Source organism: Tissierella praeacuta (assembly GCF_040396155.1).
Classification (GTDB): Bacteria; Bacillota; Clostridia; order Tissierellales; family Tissierellaceae; genus Tissierella; species Tissierella praeacuta_A.
On record NZ_JBEBOY010000006.1, the window covers coordinates 68,968 to 91,816 of the forward strand.

25 protein-coding genes, 1 tRNA gene and 2 other annotated features (1 of these 28 cut by a window edge) are annotated in these 22,849 nt (G+C 31.8%); of the genes, 1 reads left to right on the forward strand and 25 read right to left on the reverse strand.

All coding sequences use genetic code 11. The annotated features are described in order from the left end of the window. Window positions 1-94 (reverse strand) — a sequence feature (ribosomal protein L10 leader region) (it extends 42 nt beyond the left edge of the window). A gap of 39 nt (window positions 95-133) precedes the next feature. From rplA to ABWP20_RS04850, 20 genes are all read right to left on the reverse strand, one after another. Further along, the gene (rplA, locus tag ABWP20_RS04755) at window positions 134-832 is read right to left on the reverse strand and encodes a 50S ribosomal protein L1 (protein WP_353094250.1); all 699 of its coding nucleotides are present in this window, start codon (window positions 830-832) and stop codon (window positions 134-136) included. 55 nt (window positions 833-887) lie between these two features. Further along, window positions 888-1,313 carry a 50S ribosomal protein L11 gene (gene rplK / locus ABWP20_RS04760; RefSeq protein WP_353094252.1) on the reverse strand — a complete coding sequence of 142 codons (426 nt, stop codon included), beginning with the start codon at window positions 1,311-1,313 and terminating at the stop codon, window positions 888-890. Between the two features lie 92 nt (window positions 1,314-1,405). Next, entirely contained in the window at window positions 1,406-1,951 is a 546-nt protein-coding gene (gene nusG / locus ABWP20_RS04765) for a transcription termination/antitermination protein NusG (protein WP_353094254.1), read from the reverse strand. Between the two features lie 38 nt (window positions 1,952-1,989). Continuing rightward, complete coding sequence (gene secE, locus ABWP20_RS04770) at window positions 1,990-2,202, reverse strand: preprotein translocase subunit SecE (protein ID WP_353094256.1); 213 nt, start codon at window positions 2,200-2,202, stop codon at window positions 1,990-1,992. 28 nt (window positions 2,203-2,230) lie between these two features. Then, window positions 2,231-2,380, reverse strand: a complete 150-nt coding sequence (rpmG, locus tag ABWP20_RS04775) for a 50S ribosomal protein L33 (RefSeq protein WP_072978085.1) — start codon at window positions 2,378-2,380, stop codon at window positions 2,231-2,233. Between the two features lie 252 nt (window positions 2,381-2,632). Then, entirely contained in the window at window positions 2,633-3,826 is a 1,194-nt protein-coding gene (gene tuf / locus ABWP20_RS04780; protein WP_353094233.1) for an elongation factor Tu, read from the reverse strand. 108 nt (window positions 3,827-3,934) lie between these two features. Continuing rightward, window positions 3,935-4,010 (reverse strand) — tRNA-Thr (locus ABWP20_RS04785). Between the two features lie 55 nt (window positions 4,011-4,065). Beyond that, the gene (gene sigH / locus ABWP20_RS04790) at window positions 4,066-4,710 is read right to left on the reverse strand and encodes an RNA polymerase sporulation sigma factor SigH (RefSeq protein WP_353094258.1); all 645 of its coding nucleotides are present in this window, start codon (window positions 4,708-4,710) and stop codon (window positions 4,066-4,068) included. 76 nt (window positions 4,711-4,786) lie between these two features. After that, window positions 4,787-5,317, reverse strand: coding sequence for an NYN domain-containing protein (locus tag ABWP20_RS04795; RefSeq protein ID WP_353094260.1), 531 nt, complete (start codon window positions 5,315-5,317; stop codon window positions 4,787-4,789). Next, window positions 5,310-6,047 carry a 23S rRNA (guanosine(2251)-2'-O)-methyltransferase RlmB gene (gene rlmB / locus ABWP20_RS04800; protein ID WP_353094262.1) on the reverse strand — a complete coding sequence of 246 codons (738 nt, stop codon included), beginning with the start codon at window positions 6,045-6,047 and terminating at the stop codon, window positions 5,310-5,312. Before rlmB ends, ABWP20_RS04795 begins: the two co-directional genes overlap by 8 nt. 177 nt (window positions 6,048-6,224) lie before the next feature. Next, window positions 6,225-6,980, reverse strand: coding sequence for an FAD-dependent thymidylate synthase (gene thyX, locus ABWP20_RS04805; protein WP_353094264.1), 756 nt, complete (start codon window positions 6,978-6,980; stop codon window positions 6,225-6,227). Between the two features lie 17 nt (window positions 6,981-6,997). After that, window positions 6,998-7,417, reverse strand: a complete 420-nt coding sequence (locus ABWP20_RS04810; RefSeq protein ID WP_353094266.1) for a Mini-ribonuclease 3 — start codon at window positions 7,415-7,417, stop codon at window positions 6,998-7,000. A 3-nt stretch (window positions 7,418-7,420) separates the two neighbouring features. Then, complete coding sequence (cysS, locus tag ABWP20_RS04815) at window positions 7,421-8,818, reverse strand: cysteine--tRNA ligase (protein WP_353094268.1); 1,398 nt, start codon at window positions 8,816-8,818, stop codon at window positions 7,421-7,423. Window positions 8,819-8,936: 118 nt separating this feature from the next. Next, window positions 8,937-10,418: a glutamate--tRNA ligase gene (gltX, locus tag ABWP20_RS04820; protein ID WP_353094270.1), complete on the reverse strand. Its 1,482-nt coding sequence runs from the start codon at window positions 10,416-10,418 to the stop codon at window positions 8,937-8,939. Between the two features lie 144 nt (window positions 10,419-10,562). Next, a complete protein-coding gene (locus ABWP20_RS04825) occupies window positions 10,563-10,730 on the reverse strand; it encodes a hypothetical protein (protein WP_353094272.1) in 168 nt (55 codons plus the stop codon). A 215-nt stretch (window positions 10,731-10,945) separates the two neighbouring features. After that, entirely contained in the window at window positions 10,946-12,670 is a 1,725-nt protein-coding gene (locus ABWP20_RS04830) for a proline--tRNA ligase (RefSeq protein WP_353094274.1), read from the reverse strand. A 263-nt stretch (window positions 12,671-12,933) separates the two neighbouring features. After that, window positions 12,934-13,142 (reverse strand) — a binding site (T-box leader). A 35-nt stretch (window positions 13,143-13,177) separates the two neighbouring features. Beyond that, window positions 13,178-13,657 carry a 2-C-methyl-D-erythritol 2,4-cyclodiphosphate synthase gene (gene ispF / locus ABWP20_RS04835; RefSeq protein ID WP_353094276.1) on the reverse strand — a complete coding sequence of 160 codons (480 nt, stop codon included), beginning with the start codon at window positions 13,655-13,657 and terminating at the stop codon, window positions 13,178-13,180. Between the two features lie 18 nt (window positions 13,658-13,675). Then, on the reverse strand, window positions 13,676-14,416 hold the full coding sequence (ispD, locus tag ABWP20_RS04840) for a 2-C-methyl-D-erythritol 4-phosphate cytidylyltransferase (protein WP_353094278.1): 741 nt from the start codon (window positions 14,414-14,416) through the stop codon (window positions 13,676-13,678). 92 nt (window positions 14,417-14,508) lie between these two features. Beyond that, window positions 14,509-15,600 (reverse strand): PIN/TRAM domain-containing protein, encoded by a 1,092-nt coding sequence (locus ABWP20_RS04845; protein ID WP_353094280.1) that lies wholly within the window; start codon window positions 15,598-15,600, stop codon window positions 14,509-14,511. A gap of 73 nt (window positions 15,601-15,673) precedes the next feature. Further along, complete coding sequence (locus tag ABWP20_RS04850) at window positions 15,674-16,180, reverse strand: CarD family transcriptional regulator (protein ID WP_353094282.1); 507 nt, start codon at window positions 16,178-16,180, stop codon at window positions 15,674-15,676. A gap of 243 nt (window positions 16,181-16,423) precedes the next feature. On the opposite strand from ABWP20_RS04850, the gene ABWP20_RS04855 reads away from it, so the two are divergent. Further along, window positions 16,424-16,840, forward strand: a complete 417-nt coding sequence (locus ABWP20_RS04855) for a nucleoside triphosphate pyrophosphohydrolase family protein (RefSeq protein ID WP_353094284.1) — start codon at window positions 16,424-16,426, stop codon at window positions 16,838-16,840. 70 nt (window positions 16,841-16,910) lie between these two features. On the opposite strand, the gene radA is transcribed toward ABWP20_RS04855, so the two are convergent. The 5 genes from radA to ABWP20_RS04880 are packed head-to-tail and all read right to left on the reverse strand — an operon-like array spanning window position 16,911 to window position 22,771. Beyond that, complete coding sequence (gene radA, locus ABWP20_RS04860; protein ID WP_353094286.1) at window positions 16,911-18,287, reverse strand: DNA repair protein RadA; 1,377 nt, start codon at window positions 18,285-18,287, stop codon at window positions 16,911-16,913. Between the two features lie 41 nt (window positions 18,288-18,328). Continuing rightward, window positions 18,329-20,755 (reverse strand): ATP-dependent Clp protease ATP-binding subunit, encoded by a 2,427-nt coding sequence (locus ABWP20_RS04865; RefSeq protein ID WP_353094288.1) that lies wholly within the window; start codon window positions 20,753-20,755, stop codon window positions 18,329-18,331. A 5-nt stretch (window positions 20,756-20,760) separates the two neighbouring features. Next, entirely contained in the window at window positions 20,761-21,786 is a 1,026-nt protein-coding gene (locus ABWP20_RS04870) for a protein arginine kinase (RefSeq protein ID WP_353094290.1), read from the reverse strand. A gap of 5 nt (window positions 21,787-21,791) precedes the next feature. Further along, a complete protein-coding gene (locus tag ABWP20_RS04875; protein ID WP_353094292.1) occupies window positions 21,792-22,298 on the reverse strand; it encodes a UvrB/UvrC motif-containing protein in 507 nt (168 codons plus the stop codon). A gap of 11 nt (window positions 22,299-22,309) precedes the next feature. Continuing rightward, the gene (locus tag ABWP20_RS04880) at window positions 22,310-22,771 is read right to left on the reverse strand and encodes a CtsR family transcriptional regulator (protein WP_353094294.1); all 462 of its coding nucleotides are present in this window, start codon (window positions 22,769-22,771) and stop codon (window positions 22,310-22,312) included. Between the last annotated feature and the right edge of the window lie 78 nt (window positions 22,772-22,849).

The following is a 22,849-nucleotide window of genomic DNA, read 5'->3' on the forward strand; positions in this document are numbered from 1 at the left end:
TAATTTCTATTTTATGAATTAGATTAATCTCAACCTCGGTAGGAAATTAAACCTTTTAGGTACCTACTGTCTACGGTAATCCATTTAATTAATAATAAGATTGTATCAACAATAATGAATTTTGTCAATAAAATTAGTCCATTAATTTTTGTCCATTTATTTTAATTCCAGGACCCATTGTACTAGATATAGCAACTGATCTTAAATATCTACCCTTTGATGCAGCTGGTTTTGCTTTAATTATAGCATCCATAACAGTATCAAAGTTTTCTCTTATTTTTTCTGTTCCAAAAGATATTTTTCCAATAGGCACGTTTATAATACTTGCTTTATCAACTCTATATTCAACTTTACCAGCTTTAATTTCGTTAACAGCTTTCGCTACTTCGAAAGTTACAGTTCCTGATTTTGGATTTGGCATTAGTCCTTTTGGTCCAAGGATTCTACCTATTCTGCCTACAACTCCCATCATATCTGGAGTCGCAACTACTACATCAAAATCTAGCCATCCTTCATTTTGGATTCTAGCAACTAATTCGTCTCCGCCTACATATTCTGCTCCAGCTTCTTCAGCTTCCTTAACTTTGTCTCCCTTAGCAATAACAAGTACAGTTTTTGATTTACCTGTACCATGTGGTAATACTACTGCACCTCTTACTTGTTGATCAGCATGTCTTGGATCTACTCCAAGTCTAACTGATAAATCTATAGTCTCATCAAATTTAGCCTTTGCTGTTTTTTGTACTAATTCAATAGCATCAGCTACATCATAAAATGTTGTTCTATCTACTATTTTTAAACTTTCTTGATAATTTTTACCTCTTTTTGGCATAACTTTACCTCCTTGTGGTTTTAACGGAATTTCCTCCCACTAATTTCCTAAATTCTTATTCTTCTACTGTAATACCCATGCTTCTTGCAGTTCCTGATACCATACTCATAGCAGCTTCAACAGAAGCAGCATTTAAGTCTTTCATCTTTATTTCAGCAATTTCTCTAACCTTAGCTTGAGAAATCTTAGCAACTTTTTTCTTGTTTGGCTCAGCTGAACCTGATTCAATACCTACAGCCTTTTTAATCAATACTGCAGCTGGCGGTGTTTTTGTAATGAAAGAAAAAGATCTATCTTGATAAACCGTAAGAACAACTGGTATTATCATTCCTGCTTGATCTGCAGTTTTTGCATTAAACTCTTTTGTAAATTGCATAATATTTACTCCATGAGGTCCTAATGCAGTTCCTACAGGTGGTGCTGGAGTAGCCTTTCCAGCTGGTATTTGTAACTTAACTAAAGCCATGACTTTTTTTGCCATAAAACTTCCACCTCCTTGTATCCTTTGTGGTTTGGCGGGATAAACCCTCCCACTTAATTATATATATTTAAAAAGCAATTTGCTTTAAAAAACTATAACTTTTCTACTTGGTCAAAATCCAATTCTACAAGAGTCTCTCTTCCAAACATGGAAACAAACACTTTAACTTTTCTCTTTTCCATATTTATACTATCTACAGTACCCATAAAGTTCTCAAAAGGTCCTGAACATACTTTTACTACATCGTTTACCTTTAGATCTATATCTGGTAAAATGGTCTCTTGTACTCCTAATGCTTTAACTTCTGCATCTGTTAATGGAACTGGTTTAGAGCCCGGTCCTACAAACCCTGTAACTCCCCTTGTGTTTCTGACTAAATACCATGCTTCATCGTTAATAATCATTTTCACAAGAACATATCCAGGGAAAAGTTTTCTTTCCTTAAGCTTTTTTTTCCCGCCCTTATTATCCATATATTCTTCCGTAGGCACCGCTACTTCAAATATATCGTCTCGCATTCCTCTATTCTCAACCATCTTTTCAAGGTTAGCTTTAACCTTGTTTTCATGACCTGAATAAGTATGGACTACATACCATTTTGCATCCATAGCCCTTTGTTCTCTACTTTTATCCGTCATACAATTGGGAACCTCTAGGTTCCTCCCTCCCTCTTGTACTAAATAATAAATCTTAATCCTCCATGTATCAATAGATCCAATACCCATACTATAACAGCTACAATTGCACTAATCATTATAACTACCCCAGTATAGTTTATTAGTTCTTTTTTAGTAGGCCAAATTACTTTCTTCATTTCGGCCTTAACACCCCTGAAATATGTGCCCATTTTAGCCTTCTTTGTACCATTTGTACCAGTTGGTGCTGTCATAACACTCACATCCTTACTTGTTATAATATTATTTGGTTTCTTTATGAGTAGTATGAGTTTTGCAGAATTTACAATACTTTTTTAACTCAATTCTTTCTGTATTGTTCTTTTTATTCTTGGATGAATTATAATTTCTCTGTTTGCACTCTGTACAAGCTAATGTGATTCTATCTCTCACTTTAAAACACCTCCTACAAACATCATATATATGTTAAACTATCGTTTTCGGGTACATAACCCCATTATTAACAACGTTACTAATATAAACTATCACAAAATAAAATTTATGTCAATAAAAAAGTATTCCTTCTAATTACAAAATCTAATTACAAAATTATCTATTACTTATTACATTATTCCTATTTAAGTCAATGATTATTCCAAATCCATCCAGAAAAAAGACTAGGCCAAAAGACCTAGCCTTTCATAATTATTCAAGAACTTTAGTTACAACTCCAGATCCTACTGTTCTTCCACCTTCACGAATTGAGAATCTTAGTCCTTCTTCTATAGCTATTGATGTGATTAGTTCTATAGTAAACTTTGCGTTATCTCCTGGCATTACCATTTCTACGCCTTCTTCTAATTGGATATTTCCTGTTACGTCTGTTGTTCTAAAATAGAATTGTGGTCTATATCCGTTAAAGAATGGTGTATGTCTTCCACCCTCTTCTTTTGATAATACATATACTTCTGACTCAAATTTTAGATGTGGGTTTATTGATTTTGGTTTTGCTAGTACTTGGCCTCTTTCGATTTCGTTTCTTTGAACTCCTCTTAAAAGCGCTCCTATGTTGTCTCCTGCTTGTGCTTCATCAAGTAGTTTTCTAAACATTTCTACTCCTGTTACTACTACTTGTCTTGCTTCTTCTGCTAATCCAACGATTTCTACTGTATCGCCTGTTTTTACTACTCCTCTTTCTACTCTTCCTGTTGCTACTGTTCCTCTTCCTGTGATTGAGAATACGTCTTCTACTGGCATTAAGAATGGTTTGTCTGTATCTCTTTCTGGTTGTGGAACGTATGCGTCTACTTCTTCCATTAGTTTAACTATTTTGTCTCCCCATGGTCCGTCTGGTTCTTCTATTGCCTTTAATGCTGAACCTACTACGATTGGTGTATTGTCTCCGTCGAAATCATATTCGGATAGTAATTCTCTTACTTCCATTTCTACTAATTCGATTAATTCTTCGTCATCTACCATGTCTTGTTTGTTTAAGAATACTACTATCTTTGGTACTCCTACGTTTCTTGATAATAGAATATGTTCTCTTGTTTGTGGCATTGGACCATCTGCTGCTGATACTACTAAGATTGCTCCATCCATTTGTGCTGCTCCTGTTATCATGTTCTTTACATAGTCAGCATGGCCTGGGCAGTCTACGTGTGCATAGTGACGGTTTGCTGTTTCATATTCTACGTGAGATGTGGAAATTGTTATTCCTCTTTCTCTTTCTTCTGGTGCTTTATCTATGTTGTCATAGCTTATTGCTTCTCCTGAGCCAAATCTTTTGTTTAATACCATTGTAATTGCTGCTGTTAATGTTGTTTTACCATGGTCTACGTGTCCTATTGTCCCTATATTTACATGGGGTTTTGTTCTTTCAAATTTTGCTTTTGCCATTTCAATTTTCCTCCTTAATAATTATATTAATAATTTTAGTATTCTCCAGTTCTCTCAAGGAAGATATCTAAGAAAACTCACCCTGGTGTTTCTTATGCTTAAAAATCTTGGAGCCCACGACCAGACTCGAACTGGTGACCTCTTGCTTACCATGCAAGTGCTCTACCTCCTGAGCTACGTGGGCATTTTCTCACTGCTAGTTATTTTACTATTTCCTCTTAAAATTGTCAAGCTTAAGTTTATACTTTGTCATCTAATAGTTTTTCCAGTTTTCTTTTGACTCTTTGTAATGCATTATCAATGCTTTTTACATGCCTGTCCAATTCTTCTGCTATTTCTTGGTAACTCATACCATTTACATAAGACATCAAAACCTCTAATTCTAATTCCGATAAAACTTCTTCCATCTTTCTTTCCATTAAATTCAAGTCTTCTCTACTAATCATTAATTCTTCAGGATCTAGGGTTCTAAATCCTGAAATAATGTCTAATAATGTTCTATCCGAATCCTCATCATATATAGGTTTATTAAGCGAAACATAAGAATTCAAAGGTATATGTTTCTGTCTTGTAGCGGTTTTAATCGCCGTAATTATTTGTCTTGTAATACAGATTTCTGCAAAAGCTCTAAAGGATGTCAGCTTGTCCCTATCATAATCACGAATAGCCTTATAAAGTCCTATCATACCCTCTTGTATAATATCTTCTTTATCTGCTCCAATCAAATAGTAAGATCTAGCCTTCCCTTTCACGATGCTTTTGTATTTGTACATTAGGTATTCCAGTGCAATAGCATCATCATTTTTGGCCGCCTCTACAATTTCCTCATCTTGCATAACTCTATATGTAGATAATTCCAAGTAATTATGTATCTCTAGTTGCACTAAGTATCCCCCCCAGTATCTACTTTAATTTTATCACTATAATTATATTTAATACTTACATATTAGTCAAGGTTATTCAATCTTTACCTATCAATCTATTTAATTTGTCTATTGCTTCATCACTTAATCTTCCTAAAAATATTTCATTCTTTTTATTTTCCATAGTATTTTTACGATTAATGAGTTTCTTCTCATTAAAAATTTCCACTTCTAATTCTCTAGCTGAGATCCTAGTACCTCCTCGGCCAAGAATAATCTGTTGTTCCATCCAATCCGATGTAGCCACCCTGACTCTTTTTATTCTTCCAATTTCATCTAATTGTTTTTCTATATATTGGTCCGCAGTTTCGTTTTCTTTCGTATATACAACCTTTAGTCCATTATAATTCTCTTTAGCTCCACTATTACCTTTTACTAAATGTGCATCAAATACAATTATTACTTCAATTCCAGAGTAATGCTTATATTCTGTCATTATTTCTATAAGTTGGTTCCGTGCGTCCTCTAGATTTTCATGTTTAAGCTGATTAAATCTATCCCAAGAGTTAATTATATTATATCCATCAACAAAAAGGTATTCTTTAACCTTTTTACCTTTCTTAGCCATGGCTTTGCCTTACTACCTCGTATATCAATATAGATGCTGCATTGGAAGCATTTAAAGAAGATATTTGACCGAGCATTGGTATTTTAACCAATACATCACATTTTTCTTTTACAAGTCGCGATAAACCTTTACCTTCATTTCCTATTACCAATGCTATAGCTCCTTCTAAAGAAGTGTTAAAATAATAGTCTTCCCCATTCATATCTGCACCATAAACCCACAGCCCTTTGTCTTTTAATTCTTCAATTGTATTTACAATATTATTTACCTTAGCCACAAGCATATGTTCTACTGCACCAGCAGAACTTTTATATACTGTTTGATTTATCTGAGCTGACCGCCTCTTGGGAATAATCACTCCATGGACTCCTGCACATTCTGCAGTTCTAATTATAGAGCCTAAATTATGAGGATCTTCCAACCCATCTAAAATTACAATAAAAGGAGGTTGATTTCTTTCCTTTGCCCTATTAAGAATATCTTCTATACTTGAATAAGTATAAGAAGTAACTAATGCAACTACTCCTTGATGAGCATTACCCTCTGATAGAGAATCAAGTTTATTTTTATCTACTTGCTGTATTACAATGTTTCTATCTTTTGCTATTCCGATTATTTTATTTATGGAGCCTTGTAATTCTCCTTTTAATATATAGAGCTTTTCTATTTCTCTATCTGTCTTTAATATTTCTAAAACAGGATTTCTCCCAACAACATACTGAAAATCCACTTAATCACACCTTTCCGCAAATGCACAATTCACTATATAAATAACAATTCACTTAAGCAAAGAACCAAAATTATAACTTTCAATTTTGTGTTCATTGCTTAATTATTTTTACTTTCCCAAAGAGCACAAGTTAGTACTCCCTTAGATTTTTTGCATAGTGAATTATTTAAAACCAATTTATTTAAATTTTTCTCTAACCTCTATGATCTTTCCACAAGTCATTTTCCCTTCTGGACAGGGACCATTTATACATCCTGGTCCAGCATTTTTAAATAATATAGGATAGACTTTTTTTACCTCTTTAAGCATTAAAGTAGCAAGTTCTCTTATTTCCCATTGAGCCCTATTGCAGCATCTCAGCCTAAAGAAATTAAGTAATGATCTTGTATTCATAGTACATACTATTTTAGTTTCACAGGCATTAGGAAAAACATATCTTGCATCCTCAATAGATGCCTTTTCCGCTTTATTTCTTGCTTCCTTATCTGTAAGTCCTTCTTTAATATATTTATTATAATGTTCCTCAAATAGAAGATTTGATATTTCATCATAATATCTTTGGTCTTGTTTCATAGCATTCTCAAATAATTCCTTAGCTCTTTTATTATTTGCAATAGCTGGAGGAATAATATATTCAAATTGCTCAAGCTTTACATATCTTTGTGATTGCTGAGAAAAGCTTGCTATTCTATGTCTTACTAATTGGTGAGTAAGTGTACGAGATACACCTTCTATCCCAAAAGTAAAGGTAACATGTTCAATAGGACTTTCATGATTTAAATCCATTAAAAGAGATAAGAATGATTCAACCTTCTCTTCACTTAAATTCTTTTCTATTTCAGTAACACCTATAGGTGAATAACACAATCTAGCAGCTGCTGCAATTAGTTTTTCTCCATCAGGTGTATATCTTAAAAGTTCCACCTTAGCCATTCTAATCCCCTTTTCTACTAATTAATTTCCATGTTCGACACTACTTCAAATAATTCTAATATTCTATTCTCCTGTCCAATCAAATAGAGATAACCCATTAAAGCCTCAAATCCAGTAGCATATTTATAATCTATCATATCTGCATTTTTAGGCATTGTATTAGACTTTGCATTTCTACCTTTTTTAACTATTATTTGTTCTTCTTCGCTAAGTATATCCTCTAGCAAATGTACAATGACAGCTTGTGATTTTGCTCTTACATATTTAATAGTTGTTTTATGCAAATCTTTAACTGATATTTCCTTTTTAAGAAGATAGGTTCGAACTAATAATTCATATACTGCGTCACCTATATATGCAAGCTGCAGAGGAGATAACATCGCTATATCCTCTGCATTTAATTCTGTATTAATTTTTCTAAATAAATTTTCTCCCATAATTTATATACGTTTCCACTTCACCCCTTCTTGGGTATCCTCTAAGATTATTCCTTTTTCTTTTAATGTATCTCTAATCTCATCAGCTAATTTAAAATCTTTATTTTTTCTTGCCATTGTTCTTTTTTCTATAAGATCTAAAATCTCATCTTCTAAAATTTCATCTTTTTTATTTAATAATCCTAGAACATTAGATAGTTCTAATAATGCATCATAAGATTTTTGTACTAATTTTTTAGATGATTTTCCATTTAAATTTGAATTTGAAAATTTAACAAGTTCAAATATTGATGCTATGGCATCTGCTGTATTTAAATCATCGTCCATACTTTCAATGAATTCTTTTTCAAACTTTTCAATATCATTTAATAAATTATTTTCTGCTTCATTTAATTCTCTATCTTCTGCTTTCTCAAGCAAATATTCTAAGTTTTTCTTCCCATTATATAATCTTTCCAAAGCATTTGACATTTGCTCCATTACTTCTCTGCTGAAATTAATCTGCGACCTATAGTGAGCAGATAGCAAGAAGAATCTAAGGGCTTCCAAGTCAAATTCCTTTGCAATATCCTTTACAGTAAAAAAGTTACCTAGAGATTTTGACATCTTTTGATTATCTACATTTAGCATAGCATTATGCAGCCAATAATTTGCAAATGGTTTCTCAGTTAAAGTTTCTGATTGAGCAATTTCATTTTCATGATGTGGGAACTGAAGGTCTTCACCACCTGCATGGATATCTATTGTATCTCCCAATAATGTTCTTGACATAACGGAACACTCAATATGCCATCCTGGTCTTCCTTTACCCCATGGACTTTCCCAATAAGGTTCTCCTGGTTTAGCTTTCTTCCATAATGCAAAATCCATAGGATTATTTTTTTCTTCGCTAACTTCTACCCTTGCACCACTCACTAAATCTTCAATATTTTTCTTAGATAATTTTCCATAATCTTTTGCACTTTCTATATTAAAGTAAACATTACCATCTACATTATAAGCTGCACCTTTTTCTATCAACCCTTCTATAAACTCAATCATTTGCTGAATAAACTCTGTGGCTCTTGGATGTATAGTTTTTTCTTCATATATATTTAATCCATTTGCATCCTCTTTAAAAGCCTCTATATATCTTTCTGCTATATCCTTGAATGTAGTATTTTCCTCATTAGCTTTATTTATTATTTTATCATCAATATCTGTAAAATTTACAATATATCTGACATTATATCCCTTATATAGAAAAAATCTCCTTAATGTATCAAATACTACCATAGGTCTGGCATTTCCCACATGTATATAATTATAAACTGTTGGTCCACATGTATATATACTAACCTGTCCATCCACTACTGGTATGAATTCTTCCTTTTTTCTTGTTAAAGTATTATAAAGTTTCATATGTCCCTCCTTCTATTACAGTTAATAACAAATAGTTCATAACTGATATTTGAAAATATTAAAAGTTCCTTAATCTTACCAAAAAGTATTCGCTATTCACTGATTTTTTCACTTTTCATTAAATATAATTCTTCATTACATAATCAATTCTTTTTAATATATTTTCTTTACCTAATAAAAGCAATATATTTACAAATTCTGGACCATGAGCTGTACCCGTTAGTGCTACTCTAGCTGGCATAAACAAATTTTTGCCTTTTACTCCTGTAGATTTTTGAATAAGCTTCATAAATCCTTTAGCATATTCCTCATCTAATTCTTCTACATTTTCTAATTCTTCTTTTATAGCAGTAAGTACGGTACTTACTTGTTCCCCTTTTATTATTTCTAAAGCGTCATCTTCCACAATTTCTGTGTAGTCTTTAAAAATAAATTCTACTTTATCTACTACTTCTCCAATTGTATCTAAATTTTCTTGTACTGTATGAACTAATAATTTAAGCCATTCATATTTATTTTTTGCAAAATCATTATCAATAAGACCACTATCAATTAAATAAGGAATAGCCATATCTGTAATTCTCTCAACAGATGAGCTCCTTATATAATGTCCGTTTACCCAGTTTAGTTTATCTTTATCAAATATTCCACCAGTTTTTGATACTCTTTCAAAAGAGAATTTTTCAATTAGTTCCTCCATAGAAAGAATTTCTTGATTATCTTCTGGACTCCAGCCTACTAATGCTAAATAGTTAATTAATCCTTCTGGTAAATATCCTTTATCCCTGAAGTCTTCTACAGATACATCTCCTTGGCGTTTACTTAATTTCTTCCTATCTTTATTCAATACAGTCGGAAGGTGAACGTAAATAGGTTTTTCCCATCCAAATACTTCATATAAATATATATGCTTTGGTGTAGATGGCAGCCATTCTTCTCCTCTTACTATATGAGTTATACCCATCAGATGATCATCTACCACTACTGCCATATGATATGTTGGATAACCATCAGATTTCAATAATACTTGATCATCAACATCATCAGTATTTATCACTATATCTCCTCTAACTAAATCATGAAATTTCACATCATAGTTTTGAGGTAATTTTAATCTAACTACATACTCTTCACCATTTGCAATTCTTTTCTTCGCTTCTTCTAAAGATATATTTCTACAGAAACCATCATATTTTGGAACTAAGCCTTTTACTTTTTGTTCTTCACGTACATGTTCTAATCTATCTTTAGAGCAAAAACAATAATATGCATGGCCTTTTTCAATAAGCTCATCTACATATTTTTTATATACATCTAGTCTTTCTGATTGAATATATGGACCACAATCGCCTTTTTGTACAATTTTACCATCCTCTACAAATACACCTTCATCATATTCTACTCCAGCCCAATGTAAAGATTCTATTAAATTTTCTATAGCACCTTCTACAAATCTAGTCTGGTCAGTATCTTCTATTCTCAAAATAAACTTGCCATTATTATGTCTGGCAAATAAATGATTGTATAAAGCCGTCCTTAGTCCTCCTATATGTAAATATCCTGTAGGACTTGGGGCAAATCTTACTCTAACTTCTTTCAAAACTTACACCTCCTGAATTAATTACCTTATATTATATATCACTAGTACCTAAGTGTAAACTATCCCCTGTAAATAAGTAAAAATACTATACCAAAATCTTAACGTTTAGAGATTTCAATATAGTATTTCCATTTTAAAAAATTATTATTGCATTGTAACTATTTTAGTAGCCTCTTCAATAAATTTCAATTTATTCTTTGAGTGAATATTAAACTCTTCTTCAGTGATCAGTTCCTTTTCCTTTAGTTCATATAATATGCTTACAACTTCTTCACATAATGTAATTAACTCGGTTTCTAATCCTATTAACATAGTAACCCTCCATTAATTATATAGTATAGATATATTTCCTATCCCCTCATTCCCTCAAATTCGACTTTACAAAATAAATTTTAGAATAATTATAGATCATAATTGAACATTTCATACAAGATTGCTAGATTATACTATATATATTCAACATTTATTTTAAAATTCCTTCTTTTTTATAAAAAAAAGTAAGACTAATGTCTTACTTTTCATTATGTCTATATATTTAATCCTGCCTTATGAAATTCACCTTTTATTAAAGATGTTAACTCCTCTATATTAACCTCTAATTTTTCATCATTACCTCTTACAGAATATTCCACAACTGATTCTCCTGCTCTTTTGCCTACAGTTATCCTAATTGGAATTCCTATTAAATCTCTGTCTTTAAATTTAACTCCTGCTCTTTCATTTCTATCATCTAGGATAACTTCTAATCCTAATGAGTTTAGCTCATTATATAATTTTTCTCCCAAACGCATTTGTTCCTCATTTTTTATATTTACTACTGTTATAATTACATGATAAGGTGCTACAACTAAAGGCCATATAATCCCGTCTTCATCATGATATTGCTCAACAACAGCTGCTACAGATCTAGAAACACCAATCCCATAGCATCCCATTATAAATGGTTTTTCTTTACCATTTTCATCTAAGAAGGTTGCCCCTAAAGAATCAGAGTACTTTGTTCCTAGCTGGAATATATTTCCTACCTCAATTCCCCTATCCATCTCTAATGCTTTACCACATTTTGGACATATGTCCCCTTCTGTTACTAAAAGTAAATCTTCTACTACTTCACCAGTAAAGTCTCTTCCATAATTTGCATTTTTTAGATGATAATCTGTCTCATTTCCTCCTACTACTAAGTTTTTCATCTTAGTAATTCTAGAATCAATCAAAAGCTTAACTTCTTTCTTCAAACCTATAGGTCCCGTAAAGCCTTTACTGGCACCAGTTATATCTAATATCATCTTTTCATCTGCCATCTCTACTTCATGTTCACCAACACCTAGATAGTTACAGAATTTAGTTATGTTTAATTCTCTATCTCCAGGAATTATAGCAACTACTGGTTTACCTGCTACATTAAATATTAATGCCTTTCCAAATTTACTATGCTCTATATTAAAGAATTCTACTAATTCATCAATTGTAGTCACATTTGGTGTATGAACTTTCTCTAAGTTTAATTCTTTCTGATTATCTTCTTTTAATTCATATATTACTTCAGCTTTTTCATCAGTAGCCGCATAATCACAATGATCACAATATGCTACAAGACTTTCACCTACATCAGACATCGCCATAAATTCATGAGATATTTTCCCACCCATGGCTCCTGTATCACCTTGAACTACTTTATACTTTAGCTTTAATCTAGTAAATACATTATCATAAGCCTCCCACATTATATCGTAGGCTTTTCTCATATGTTCTTCATCTACATCAAAACTATATGAATCTTTCATAATAAATTCTCTACATCTCATTAAGCCAAATCTTGGTCTCTTCTCATCTCTGTATTTTGTCTGGATTTGATAAAGATTTAATGGAAGCTGTTTATAGGATCTTACTTCATCTTTTATCAATTTAGTAAAATATTCTTCATGTGTAGGTCCAAGGCAAAACTCTCTGCTATTTCTATCCTTTAATCTAAACATTTCTGGTCCAAAATTATCCCATCTACCTGTTGCTTCCCATATCTCTTTTGGTTGAATAGCAGACATTAATAGTTCTTGAGAACCAGCTTTATCCATTTCTTCTCTAACAATTTTCTCAACCTTCCTTATTACTCTATATCCCATTGGAAGATAAGAATATACTCCACTAACTAATTTCCTCATCATACCTGACCTTAAAAGCAATTTATGACTTGCTATTTCTGCCTCTGCTGGCATTTCTCTCAAGGTAGGTATATAAAGTTTTGACATTCTCATAAAATCACTCTCCTTGTATTTATATCAATATTTAAATTAATATTTATAATTTGACAATTTCTCAACTTAAATTTATTCGTTCCCTATGGGTCGCATAAATTTGGTTATCCTTACATTTTTATCTAATAAACGCTGGTGAATCGCAGACAAAACCAATAGCAAATAAACTTTAGTGATTGTAGCGAACGTTGCGTTTGACCTACCTACAGTTCACTCGCTTCGCTCCTTCACTGGGTTAGGTCATAAAAAAACCTTTCATCTCCATAAGAGACGAAAGGTTGAATTCCGCGGTACCACTCTAATAAACTTAATAAAAGTTAAGTTCACTCAATAGTTATAACGCACAACCGTTTAAGCTTTATCACCTAAAGACTCAAGGATAGGTTCAATATTAGTGAGGGCAGAAGTCTTTCACCATTTGACTTCCTCTCTATGACCTATAATATTTACTATTTCCCATCTTTGCCTATATAATATATTTCATTATACTAATAGTATTATTCATTGTCAATTGTTTCTTTTTTCAAGTAAACAAACACTATATGATGAAATCCCCTCTTCTCTTCCTACAAAACCTAGCCATTCTGTTGTTGTAGCCTTTATATTTATATTATTCATAGACGTATGTAAAGTTTCTGCAATTTTAACTTTCATATCTTCTATATATGGAGCTAATTTAGGTCTTTGAGCAACGACTGTAGCATCAATATTTCCTATTTCATAACCTTGTTCATCCATTAATTTAAAGACTTGAGATAATAAATAAACACTGGAGATATCCTTATATTTATTATCAGTATCTGGAAAATGTTTTCCTATATCTCCTAATGCTAGTGCTCCTAATATACTATCCATTATTGCATGTATAAGAACATCTGCATCAGAATGACCTAACAATCCTTTTTCAAAAGGAATTTCTATACCGCCTATAATTAATTTCCTTTCCCCTACAAGTTGATGAACATCATAACCAAAACCTATTCTCATCTTATCACCTACCCATTGTTATCTACTTTGAAATATAAACTCCCTTCTACTAAAAATTAAGTCTTTATCCTTAGATAAAGATTCTGCAAAAACTATATCTTCAGGAGTAGTAATCTTAATGTTCTCATAAGAACCCATAATCATCTTAACTTCATAACCTATTCTCTCTACTATGGAACTATCATCAGTTCCAACAAATCCACTGTCTATAGACTTTTCATATCCTTTAATAAGAATATGTTTAAAGAAACACTGGGGAGTTTGCGCTGCCCACAATAATGATCTTTGCGGTGTACTGTCTATAGTTTTATTTTCGCATACTACTTTAATTGTATCTGTCACTGGAACTCCTATTACGCAAGCGCCATGAGCAACTGTGCCCTTTATTCCATCTTCTATATTCTCAATCTTTACAAATGGCCTAGCTCCATCATGAGTTAATACTATATCCGCTCTTTCACTTAAAGCTAATATTCCATTATATACAGAATCCTGGCGTTCTTTCCCGCCTCTAATTATATTTGCTACTTTATTAAATTTATATTTTCTAACGATTTCCTTTCTGCAGTATTCGATCTCATCCTCTTTCGCTACTAAGATTATTTCATCAACGTATCTGCAATTCTCAAATTTTTCTATTGTATGGGCAAGTATTGGTTTGCCATCTATTGTAATAAACTGTTTATTTATTTTACTTCCCATTCTATTGCTCATTCCTGCAGCAGCAATAATAGCAGATACATAGTAGTTTTTATACATCCTATTCACCTCTTAAGTATTATAACATAGTATATTAAAACAATAAACAACATTTATTATAACCAAAAAATAAAAAAAGACCCATACGGGTCTTAAACTGCTCTATCTACCATTGATTTTGGTTTAGCAAATATCATTCTTCCAGCAGATGTTTGAAGGACTGATGTTACTACTACATCTATAGTTTCTCCTATAAATTTTCTTCCACTTTCTACAACAATCATAGTACCATCATCTAAATATGCAAGCCCTTGCCCTAGTTCTTTTCCATCTCTTACTACTTGAACCAACATTTCCTCACCTGGAAGAACTACTGGCTTTACTGCATTGGCCAGTTCATTTATATTTAATACACTTATGCCTTGTACTTCTGCTACTTTGTTTAAATTATAATCATTAGTTATTATTTTCCCCTTAAGTAATTGAGTTAATTTTAAAAGCTTTGAATCGACTTCTTGAACATCGTCAAATTTCTTATCATTTATTATTACCTCAACATCTAATTCTTTTTGTATTTTATTTAGGATATCCAGCCCTCTTCTTCCTCTATTTCTTTTTAAAGAATCCGAAGAATCTGCAATATGCTGTAACTCCTCCAACACAAACTCCGGGATAATAAGGGGTCCTTCAATAAATCCAGTCTTACAAATATCAGCTATTCTACCATCAATTATAACAGATGTATCTAATATCTTTGGGCATGCTTTACTTTGAGATTTCATTCTATCCTTAGGATTTCTCTTTAAATTTCCTAATGTTGAAAATATATCATCTCTTTTTTTATGAGGAATAGTCAACCCTAAATATCCAAATATGCTATAAAGCATAATTGATACAATAACTCCAACATAAGGTCCTAAACCATTAAGTGGTTGAGATAATAAAAATGCTATTATTAATCCTATGATAAGTCCAACTGAAGATATAGTAATATCATATACAGAGAATTTTTCTAATTCATTCTCAATTAATTTCACTAATCTTCTACCCCTATCAATTATTCGTGATGACAAAGAAAAAAATATAATTCCAAACAGAATAGCAGTACCCAAATGCAATATTAAATTAACCCATCCTGCTCTAGATATCTCAATAATCTCTAGATTGATAAATAGGGTTAAAATACCGTATCCAATCAACGCTCCTATTAACCCAATGACCCCTTTTAAAATTTTATCAATCATCAATTCACCTCCTATTTAATATAATTATTACCAATTTCTTATGAAAATAAACTAAATCTTCATATTTGTCAAATTAAATTTCTTTAACTTCTATTTCTTCTTCATGGCTTATTGCATCTAATATTATTTGTTCAATCTTATCAATATCAGAATCTGCAACTAATACCATCTCAGATAGTAACATTTGCTTTGCAGAACCTAACATTTTTCTCTCACCTGTAGACAATCCTTTTTCCATATCCATCATTAGAAGATTTCGAACAACAGTTGCAATCTCAAATATATCGCCTGACTTTATTTTATCCATATTTATTCTATATCTTCTATTCCAATTTTGCGGCATTGCAGTTTTATTTCCTTTTAATATCGAGATTACTTTGTCTAAATCTGAACTATTTATTATTTCTCTTACACCTACTTCCTCAATGTTATCTACGGGAACCATTACCTTCATATCTCCAATAGGCATTCTCATAATAAAATATTTTCTTTTCTCTCCTAAGATTTCCTTTTCTTCTATGCCTTCAATAACTCCAGCACCATGCATAGGATATACCACCTTATCTCCAATATTAAACATCTGAAAACCTCCTATCTACCTTTCTATCCTATTATACATTAAAATACTGGAATTGTAAAGCTTATATTTTATCATAGTAACATTTCAGTTGTCAATCCCTTTTTACTTGTATTTTAGAAAATTATTATCCTAGGGTTAATCTAATAAATCTTTGTAACTAATTGTTAGAAAGATTTGACAACTGCTTGTCTTCATAAGTATAATTGAAATATAGCAAATAATCTTTTGACGGGAGTGGAGAATATGAATGACAATACTATGAATTCAGATATTAATTCAATATGCAGAAATTTTCAAGACCAAGTTTCTAAGGTTCTTATTAGACATAAAAGTGTGTTAGATATGATGACAAAACTAGATGAATACAATGCTCGAATCAATAGAGCAGTTGCAAAATCCGTTACCTCATGTGGATGCATCTCTATAAATGCCACTAAACAAGACTATAGTAAAGATACTTTTGAAGAAATGTTAGATGCTGCTAAGACCCATGTTGAAGGTAATATTTGTGATGGCTGTAAAGAAGTTGTTACTGAAGAAATAGGATCATATCTATTTTATCTAGCTGCTTTATGTAATTCCTTAGATTTAAATCTGGATGAAATATTAAAAAAGGAATATGATACTATTAAAACCCTTGGTGTTTTTAGTTTAAAATAAGAAAATCCATATCAAATTTAAATCATTAAACCAAAGACAGACTGGAAATAAATCCTAGCCTGTCTTTATTTTAATCAAAAACATCTCTTATTACATCTCCTAAGGTCTCTAGTTCTATAATCTTTAATCCACTTGTCTTAATTCCCTTTCCACTATTTGGAGCTACATATACCTTTTTAAATCCCATTCTATCTAACTCTCTAAGTCTTACTTCCAAAGATGGTACTCTTTTTAATTCTCCTGTTAGTCCAACATCTGATATAAAGACAGTATCGTTTGATATCCCTTTATATTTTACTGAAGATACTATACTCATTAATACTGCCAAATTAGATGCTTGCTCCTTTAATTTTATTCCTCCTGTAGTTTTTATAACCACATTTTTATCATAAAGTCTTATTTTTCCTCTTTGCTCTATTATGGATACTAAAGTGTTTAATTGTTCTCTTTTTAAACATTCTCCTATTCTTGAGGGGTATGGAGTAAAAGAGTCTGAAACTAAAGATTCTATCTCTAAGATAATAGGTCTTGTCCCTTCTCTAACTACGGTTATTGCAGATCCTGGCATTATACTGTTTCCTTCTCTTGATGTCATAAAATATTCCGAGGGATTATCTATTGATATCATCCCCTCATCTGTTATATAAAAAAATCCCATTTCTCCAGTAGATCCATATCTATTCTTCGTAGTCAATAAGATTCTTAACTCTTCACCACTTTCACCTTCTATAATTAGAACAGTATCCACCAAATGTTCTAAGGCTCTCACCCCAGCTATCTCATCTTCCTTTGTCATTTGTCCTATTAAAATTACAGCTCTAGGCCTATCTTGATTTTTAGCTACTTGAACTAAAGCATTTGCACATTCCATTGTTTGAGTTGGGGAACCTGCTCTAGAACTAGAAAACTCATTGAGAACAAAGGTCTGAATACTATCTATAATTATTAGATCACAATCAATCTCTTCCATAGTTTCAAGCACATTATCCATACTATTATCAGACATTACCCATACATTAGAATTAATCTTATTTATGATTCTATCTGCTCTATTCTTTATTTGAGACTCACTTTCTTCCCCAGATGCATATAAAACCTTGTAATTCATCTTAGCTAAATCATTAGCTACCTGTAGAAGCAAAGTAGATTTTCCAGCACCTGGTTTTGCAGAAAGTATGGTTATAGAATCTTTAACTATTCCCCCTCCCATTACTCTATTAAATTCATTTATATTTGTTATTATTCTATCACTATTCGTAGACACTATATCTTGTAATCTTTTTGTAGGTTTTTTTTCTACACTTCTCCTAGAATTAAGGGTTCCTTTTTTATCATCAATTATTGTTTCCTTTAAGCTCCCCCAAGAATTACATTCTGGACATCTTCCTAAATGCCCAATACTTTGATATCCACAGCTTTCACATATATACATAGTTTTTTTCTTCATCTTTTCCCCCAGAATATCAGGAATGACCAAAGGGTCATTCCCTATTTTTTGAAGATTAACTTATCATCTTCATAATTAATAATTATATCATCATCTTTAGACACTTCGCCTTTTAATATTTCCTCAGCGAGCTGGTCTTCTATCATTCTTCTTATGGTTCTCTCAAGTGGTCTTGCTCCATATACTGGATCAAAACCTTTGCTAGCTATATATGTTTTTGTATTCTCGGATACTTTTATTTTAACTCCAATTTTCAAAAGACGTTTCTCTAAATCTTTTATCATAATATCCACTATTTCTTTCACATGCTCTTCCTCTAAGCTATGGAAGACTATGACCTCATCTAATCTATTTAAAAATTCAGGTCTAAATGTCCTTCTTAATTCTTCAGTTATAGTTTCCTTCATTTTCTCATATTCTTCTTTATTATCTTCTCTACCCATAGAAAATCCTAATACATTTTGTTTTCTAATAGATGTAGCTCCAACATTTGAAGTCATTATGATTACTGTATTTTTAAAATCTACAGTCTTTCCTTTTGAGTCTGTAAGCCTTCCATCATCTAATATTTGTAAAAGCATATTAAATACATCTGGATGTGCTTTTTCAATTTCATCAAATAAAATTACTGCATATGGCTTTCTTCTTACTGCTTCTGTCAGCTGTCCACCTTCATCATAACCAATATATCCTGGAGGTGATCCTACTAATCTAGAAACAGAATGTTTCTCCATATATTCTGACATATCTATTCTTATCATTGCCTCTTCATCACCGAATAAAGCCTCTGCTAAGGCTTTGGCTAAATATGTCTTACCTACACCAGTTGGACCTACAAATATAAAACTGCCTACTGGTTTCTTAGGATCTTTAAGACCAACTCTTGATCTTCTTACTGCACTGGATATAGCCTTAACAGCTTGATCCTGTCCTATTACTTTTTCATGCAATATATCTTCTAATTTTAATAATCTTTCAGATTCTTCTGTTGTCATCTTAGTAACAGGTATACCTGTCCAATTAGATACCACTTTGGCTATCTCTTCATAATTTACCACCATATTTGAAGTCTGTTTTTCCTGCTCCCATTTTGCTTTATTATTGTTCAATTCTTCTTTGACTTGTCTTTCCACATCCCTTACTTTTGCTGCTTTTTCATAGTTCTGAGTATTTATTGCTTCTTCCTTTTCTTGAGATAATTCTTCAAGTCTTTCTTCCAATTTCTTTAGACCATCTGGTGCAACATAAGAATTTATCCTAATCATTGATGCCGCTTCATCTATTAAATCAATAGCTTTATCTGGTAAAAATCTGTCAGTTATATATCTACTTGATAGTTCAGAAGCTGCTTTTATTGCTTCATCAGTTATTTTAACTCTATGATGAGCCTCATATCTATCTCTTAACCCTTCTAATATTTTTATAGTATCTTCTACACTAGGTTCTTCTACCATAATGGTTTGTAATCTTCTTTCCAGAGCAGAATCTTTTTCAATATATTTTCTATACTCATCTATAGTTGTTGCTCCAACTACTTGCAGTTCACCACGAGCTAATATAGGCTTTAATATGTTTGAAGCATCTATTGCCCCTTCCGCAGCTCCAGCTCCTACTATTGTGTGAAGTTCATCTATAAACAGTATTACATCTCCAGCTTCTTTTAATTCCTTCATTACAGATTTTAATCTTTCTTCAAATTCTCCCCTATATTTTGCCCCTGCTATCATTCCAGGTAAATCTAAAGTAAGAACTCTTTTATCCTTTATGATTTCTGGCACTTGTCCTTCGATTATTTTTTGGGCAAGTCCTTCTGCGATGGCTGTTTTTCCTACACCTGGTTCACCAATCAATACTGGATTATTTTTAGTTCTTCTGCTCAATACTTGAATTACTCTTTCTATTTCTTTGGTTCTGCCTATAACTGGATCAACTTTTCCAGCTTCTGCTAATTTATTTAAATCAGTACTATATTTAGCTAAATTAGGTGTATTTGGATTACTATTTTCCATATTTTGTCCTTGTTTTTGGCCTGCATCTGTTATCATACTAAGGATTAATTCTCCAAGTTTATTTATATCTACTCCTAATTTTCTTAATACAACAATTGCAACTCCTTCTCCCTCTTCCAATAAACCGAGTAGCAAATGCTCTGTCCCAACGTAATTATGACCTAAATTTCTTGCCTCAATAAATCCTAGCTCGAATATTCTTTTAGTTCTAGGTGTGAATCCTAAAATATCTGCACCATATTGACCTTCTCCAATGGCTTCAATAACCTCTTCTCTGACTTTCTCCAGTGTTACACCAGATTGTAACAAGGCTTTTGCAGCTACTCCTTCACCTTCTGCCATTAGACCTAATAGTAGATGTTCTGTTCCTACATAATTGTGTTTTAATGCCTTAGCCTCTTCTTGTGACAACAATATTGCTCTTTGTGCCCTTTCTGTAAATCTTCCAAACATTGCCATATCTACTATCCCTCCATATTAATTAAATTGTTTCTTATTATTTGTGCTCTATATATATCCCTTTCGTCCTTTAACATATCCATATGCAAATTTGTCTGTATACTAGCTGGTTGTATATCTATCATTAGTTTGACAATATCCTTAGAATTAATACCATTTATTATTCCCATGTCAGCTCCTAGCTTAACATTAGATAAGTGAATCATCGCTTCTGTAGATGTTATAAGTCTGCTATAGTTTAAAATTCCAAAAGACCTAAATATCCTGTCTTCAAGCTGGATCTTATTTTTATCTAACATATATTCCCTAGTACTTCTTTCTCTTTCAATTATTTGAAATATTACCTTATTTAATTTTTTAATTATATCTTCCTCTTTTTCTCCTAAAGTAGTTTGATTAGATATCTGAAACAAATGACCTAAGGCCTTAGAGCCTTCACCATAAAGACCTCTTACAGTTAATCCTATTTTCCCTAATCCTTCTATTATAGCGTTTAAATGTCCTATCATTGCCAAACAAGGAAGGTGGACCATTACAGATGCCCTAAGACCAGTACCTACATTAGTAGGACAAGATGTTAGATATCCAAATTTGTCATGAAATGCGTATTCAATACTTTCTTCCAAATTATCATCTATACTAGAAGAAATTTTCCAGCCTTCCCCTATATTTAATCCTGGTAATAATACCTGTATTCTTATATGATCTTCCTCATTTATCATTATAATGGCCTTTTCATCAGATCTTAAAAGAAAACTGCCATTTTTATTGCTCTGTGCAAGATTTGGACTTATTAGATGTTCTTCAACAAACACAGCCTTTTCTAATTCAGATAAATCCTTAATCCTATAAAATCTATATATATCCTCTCTATTTTTCATAGCATTTAAAACTTTTTCTGTAACTGCTTCTGATTCATCTGCAGTCATAAAATCTGGAAATTTATAATCTGTCATATTTCTTGCAATTCTTAATCTTGTACTAACTACTACATCTTCATCATTCCCTATACTATCTAACCATTTAGTCAAATTTATCACCTCTCACAACCATCAGTATTACTCTTTAATTTTTTTATTTCATCTCTTAAAAAAGCTGCCCTCTCAAAATCCTCCTTAACTATAGATTCTTCCAATTGAATTCTCAAGGACTCTATTGCCTTTTTCTGGATAGTCCTGCTATTTGTTCTCATAGGAACTTTTCCATTATGCTCATTATGCCCATGTATTCCCTTTAATAAAGAGTCAACATCTTCTCTAAATGTTTCATAACATTCTGCACAACCAAATTTTCCTACTTCCATAAATTTTTTATAAGTTAAACCACATTGTGGACAAGTAATATTCTCTATTTCTTGTTTCCCTTCCTGTATAGGACCTATAAGTCCAGTAAAAATCTTTTGAAAAGAGAAAGGAAAATCAAAATCTAAATCATTATTCTTTTTAGCACAAGAATCGCATAAATGCATTTCCTCTACACTACCATTTACTATTTTTGTAAAATGGATTGTTGCATTGTTTTTTTGACAATTTTGACATAACAAGATAACACCCCCTATTTAATAAGAATCAATAAGATATTTTTTAAAATATCAGCCCTTAATTTATTTTTTCTCTCTACATTCTCTTTATCTAAAGCTCTATCTCCTAATGCAGCCTTAATAATATCTCCTTCTCTTCTGCTAATAACCTTTTCTTCTAATAGTCCTTCAATTATATGATATGCTTTATTTTTAGTAATTGCCTCACCTATAGTATTTAATATAATAGTATTGATATCTTCATTCTCATCTATTCCTACCTTTATAATCTTAATATACCCACCACCGCCTCTTCTACTCTCAATATAATAACCTTTATAAGGAGTAAATCTAGTGGTCAGCACATAATTTATTTGTGAAGGTGCACAATCAAATTTTTCTGCTAATTCATTTCTTTGAATTTCTATAGTTCTATCTTCAGCCACTTCTATCATGGATTTAATAAAACGCTCTATAGTATTACTTATGCCAGGCATTTAAATCCTCCTTTGACTTTGACTTTCTTTGCCCTTTGTCTTGAAAATATTTGCTCTAATTCTAAAAATTTAGAGCAA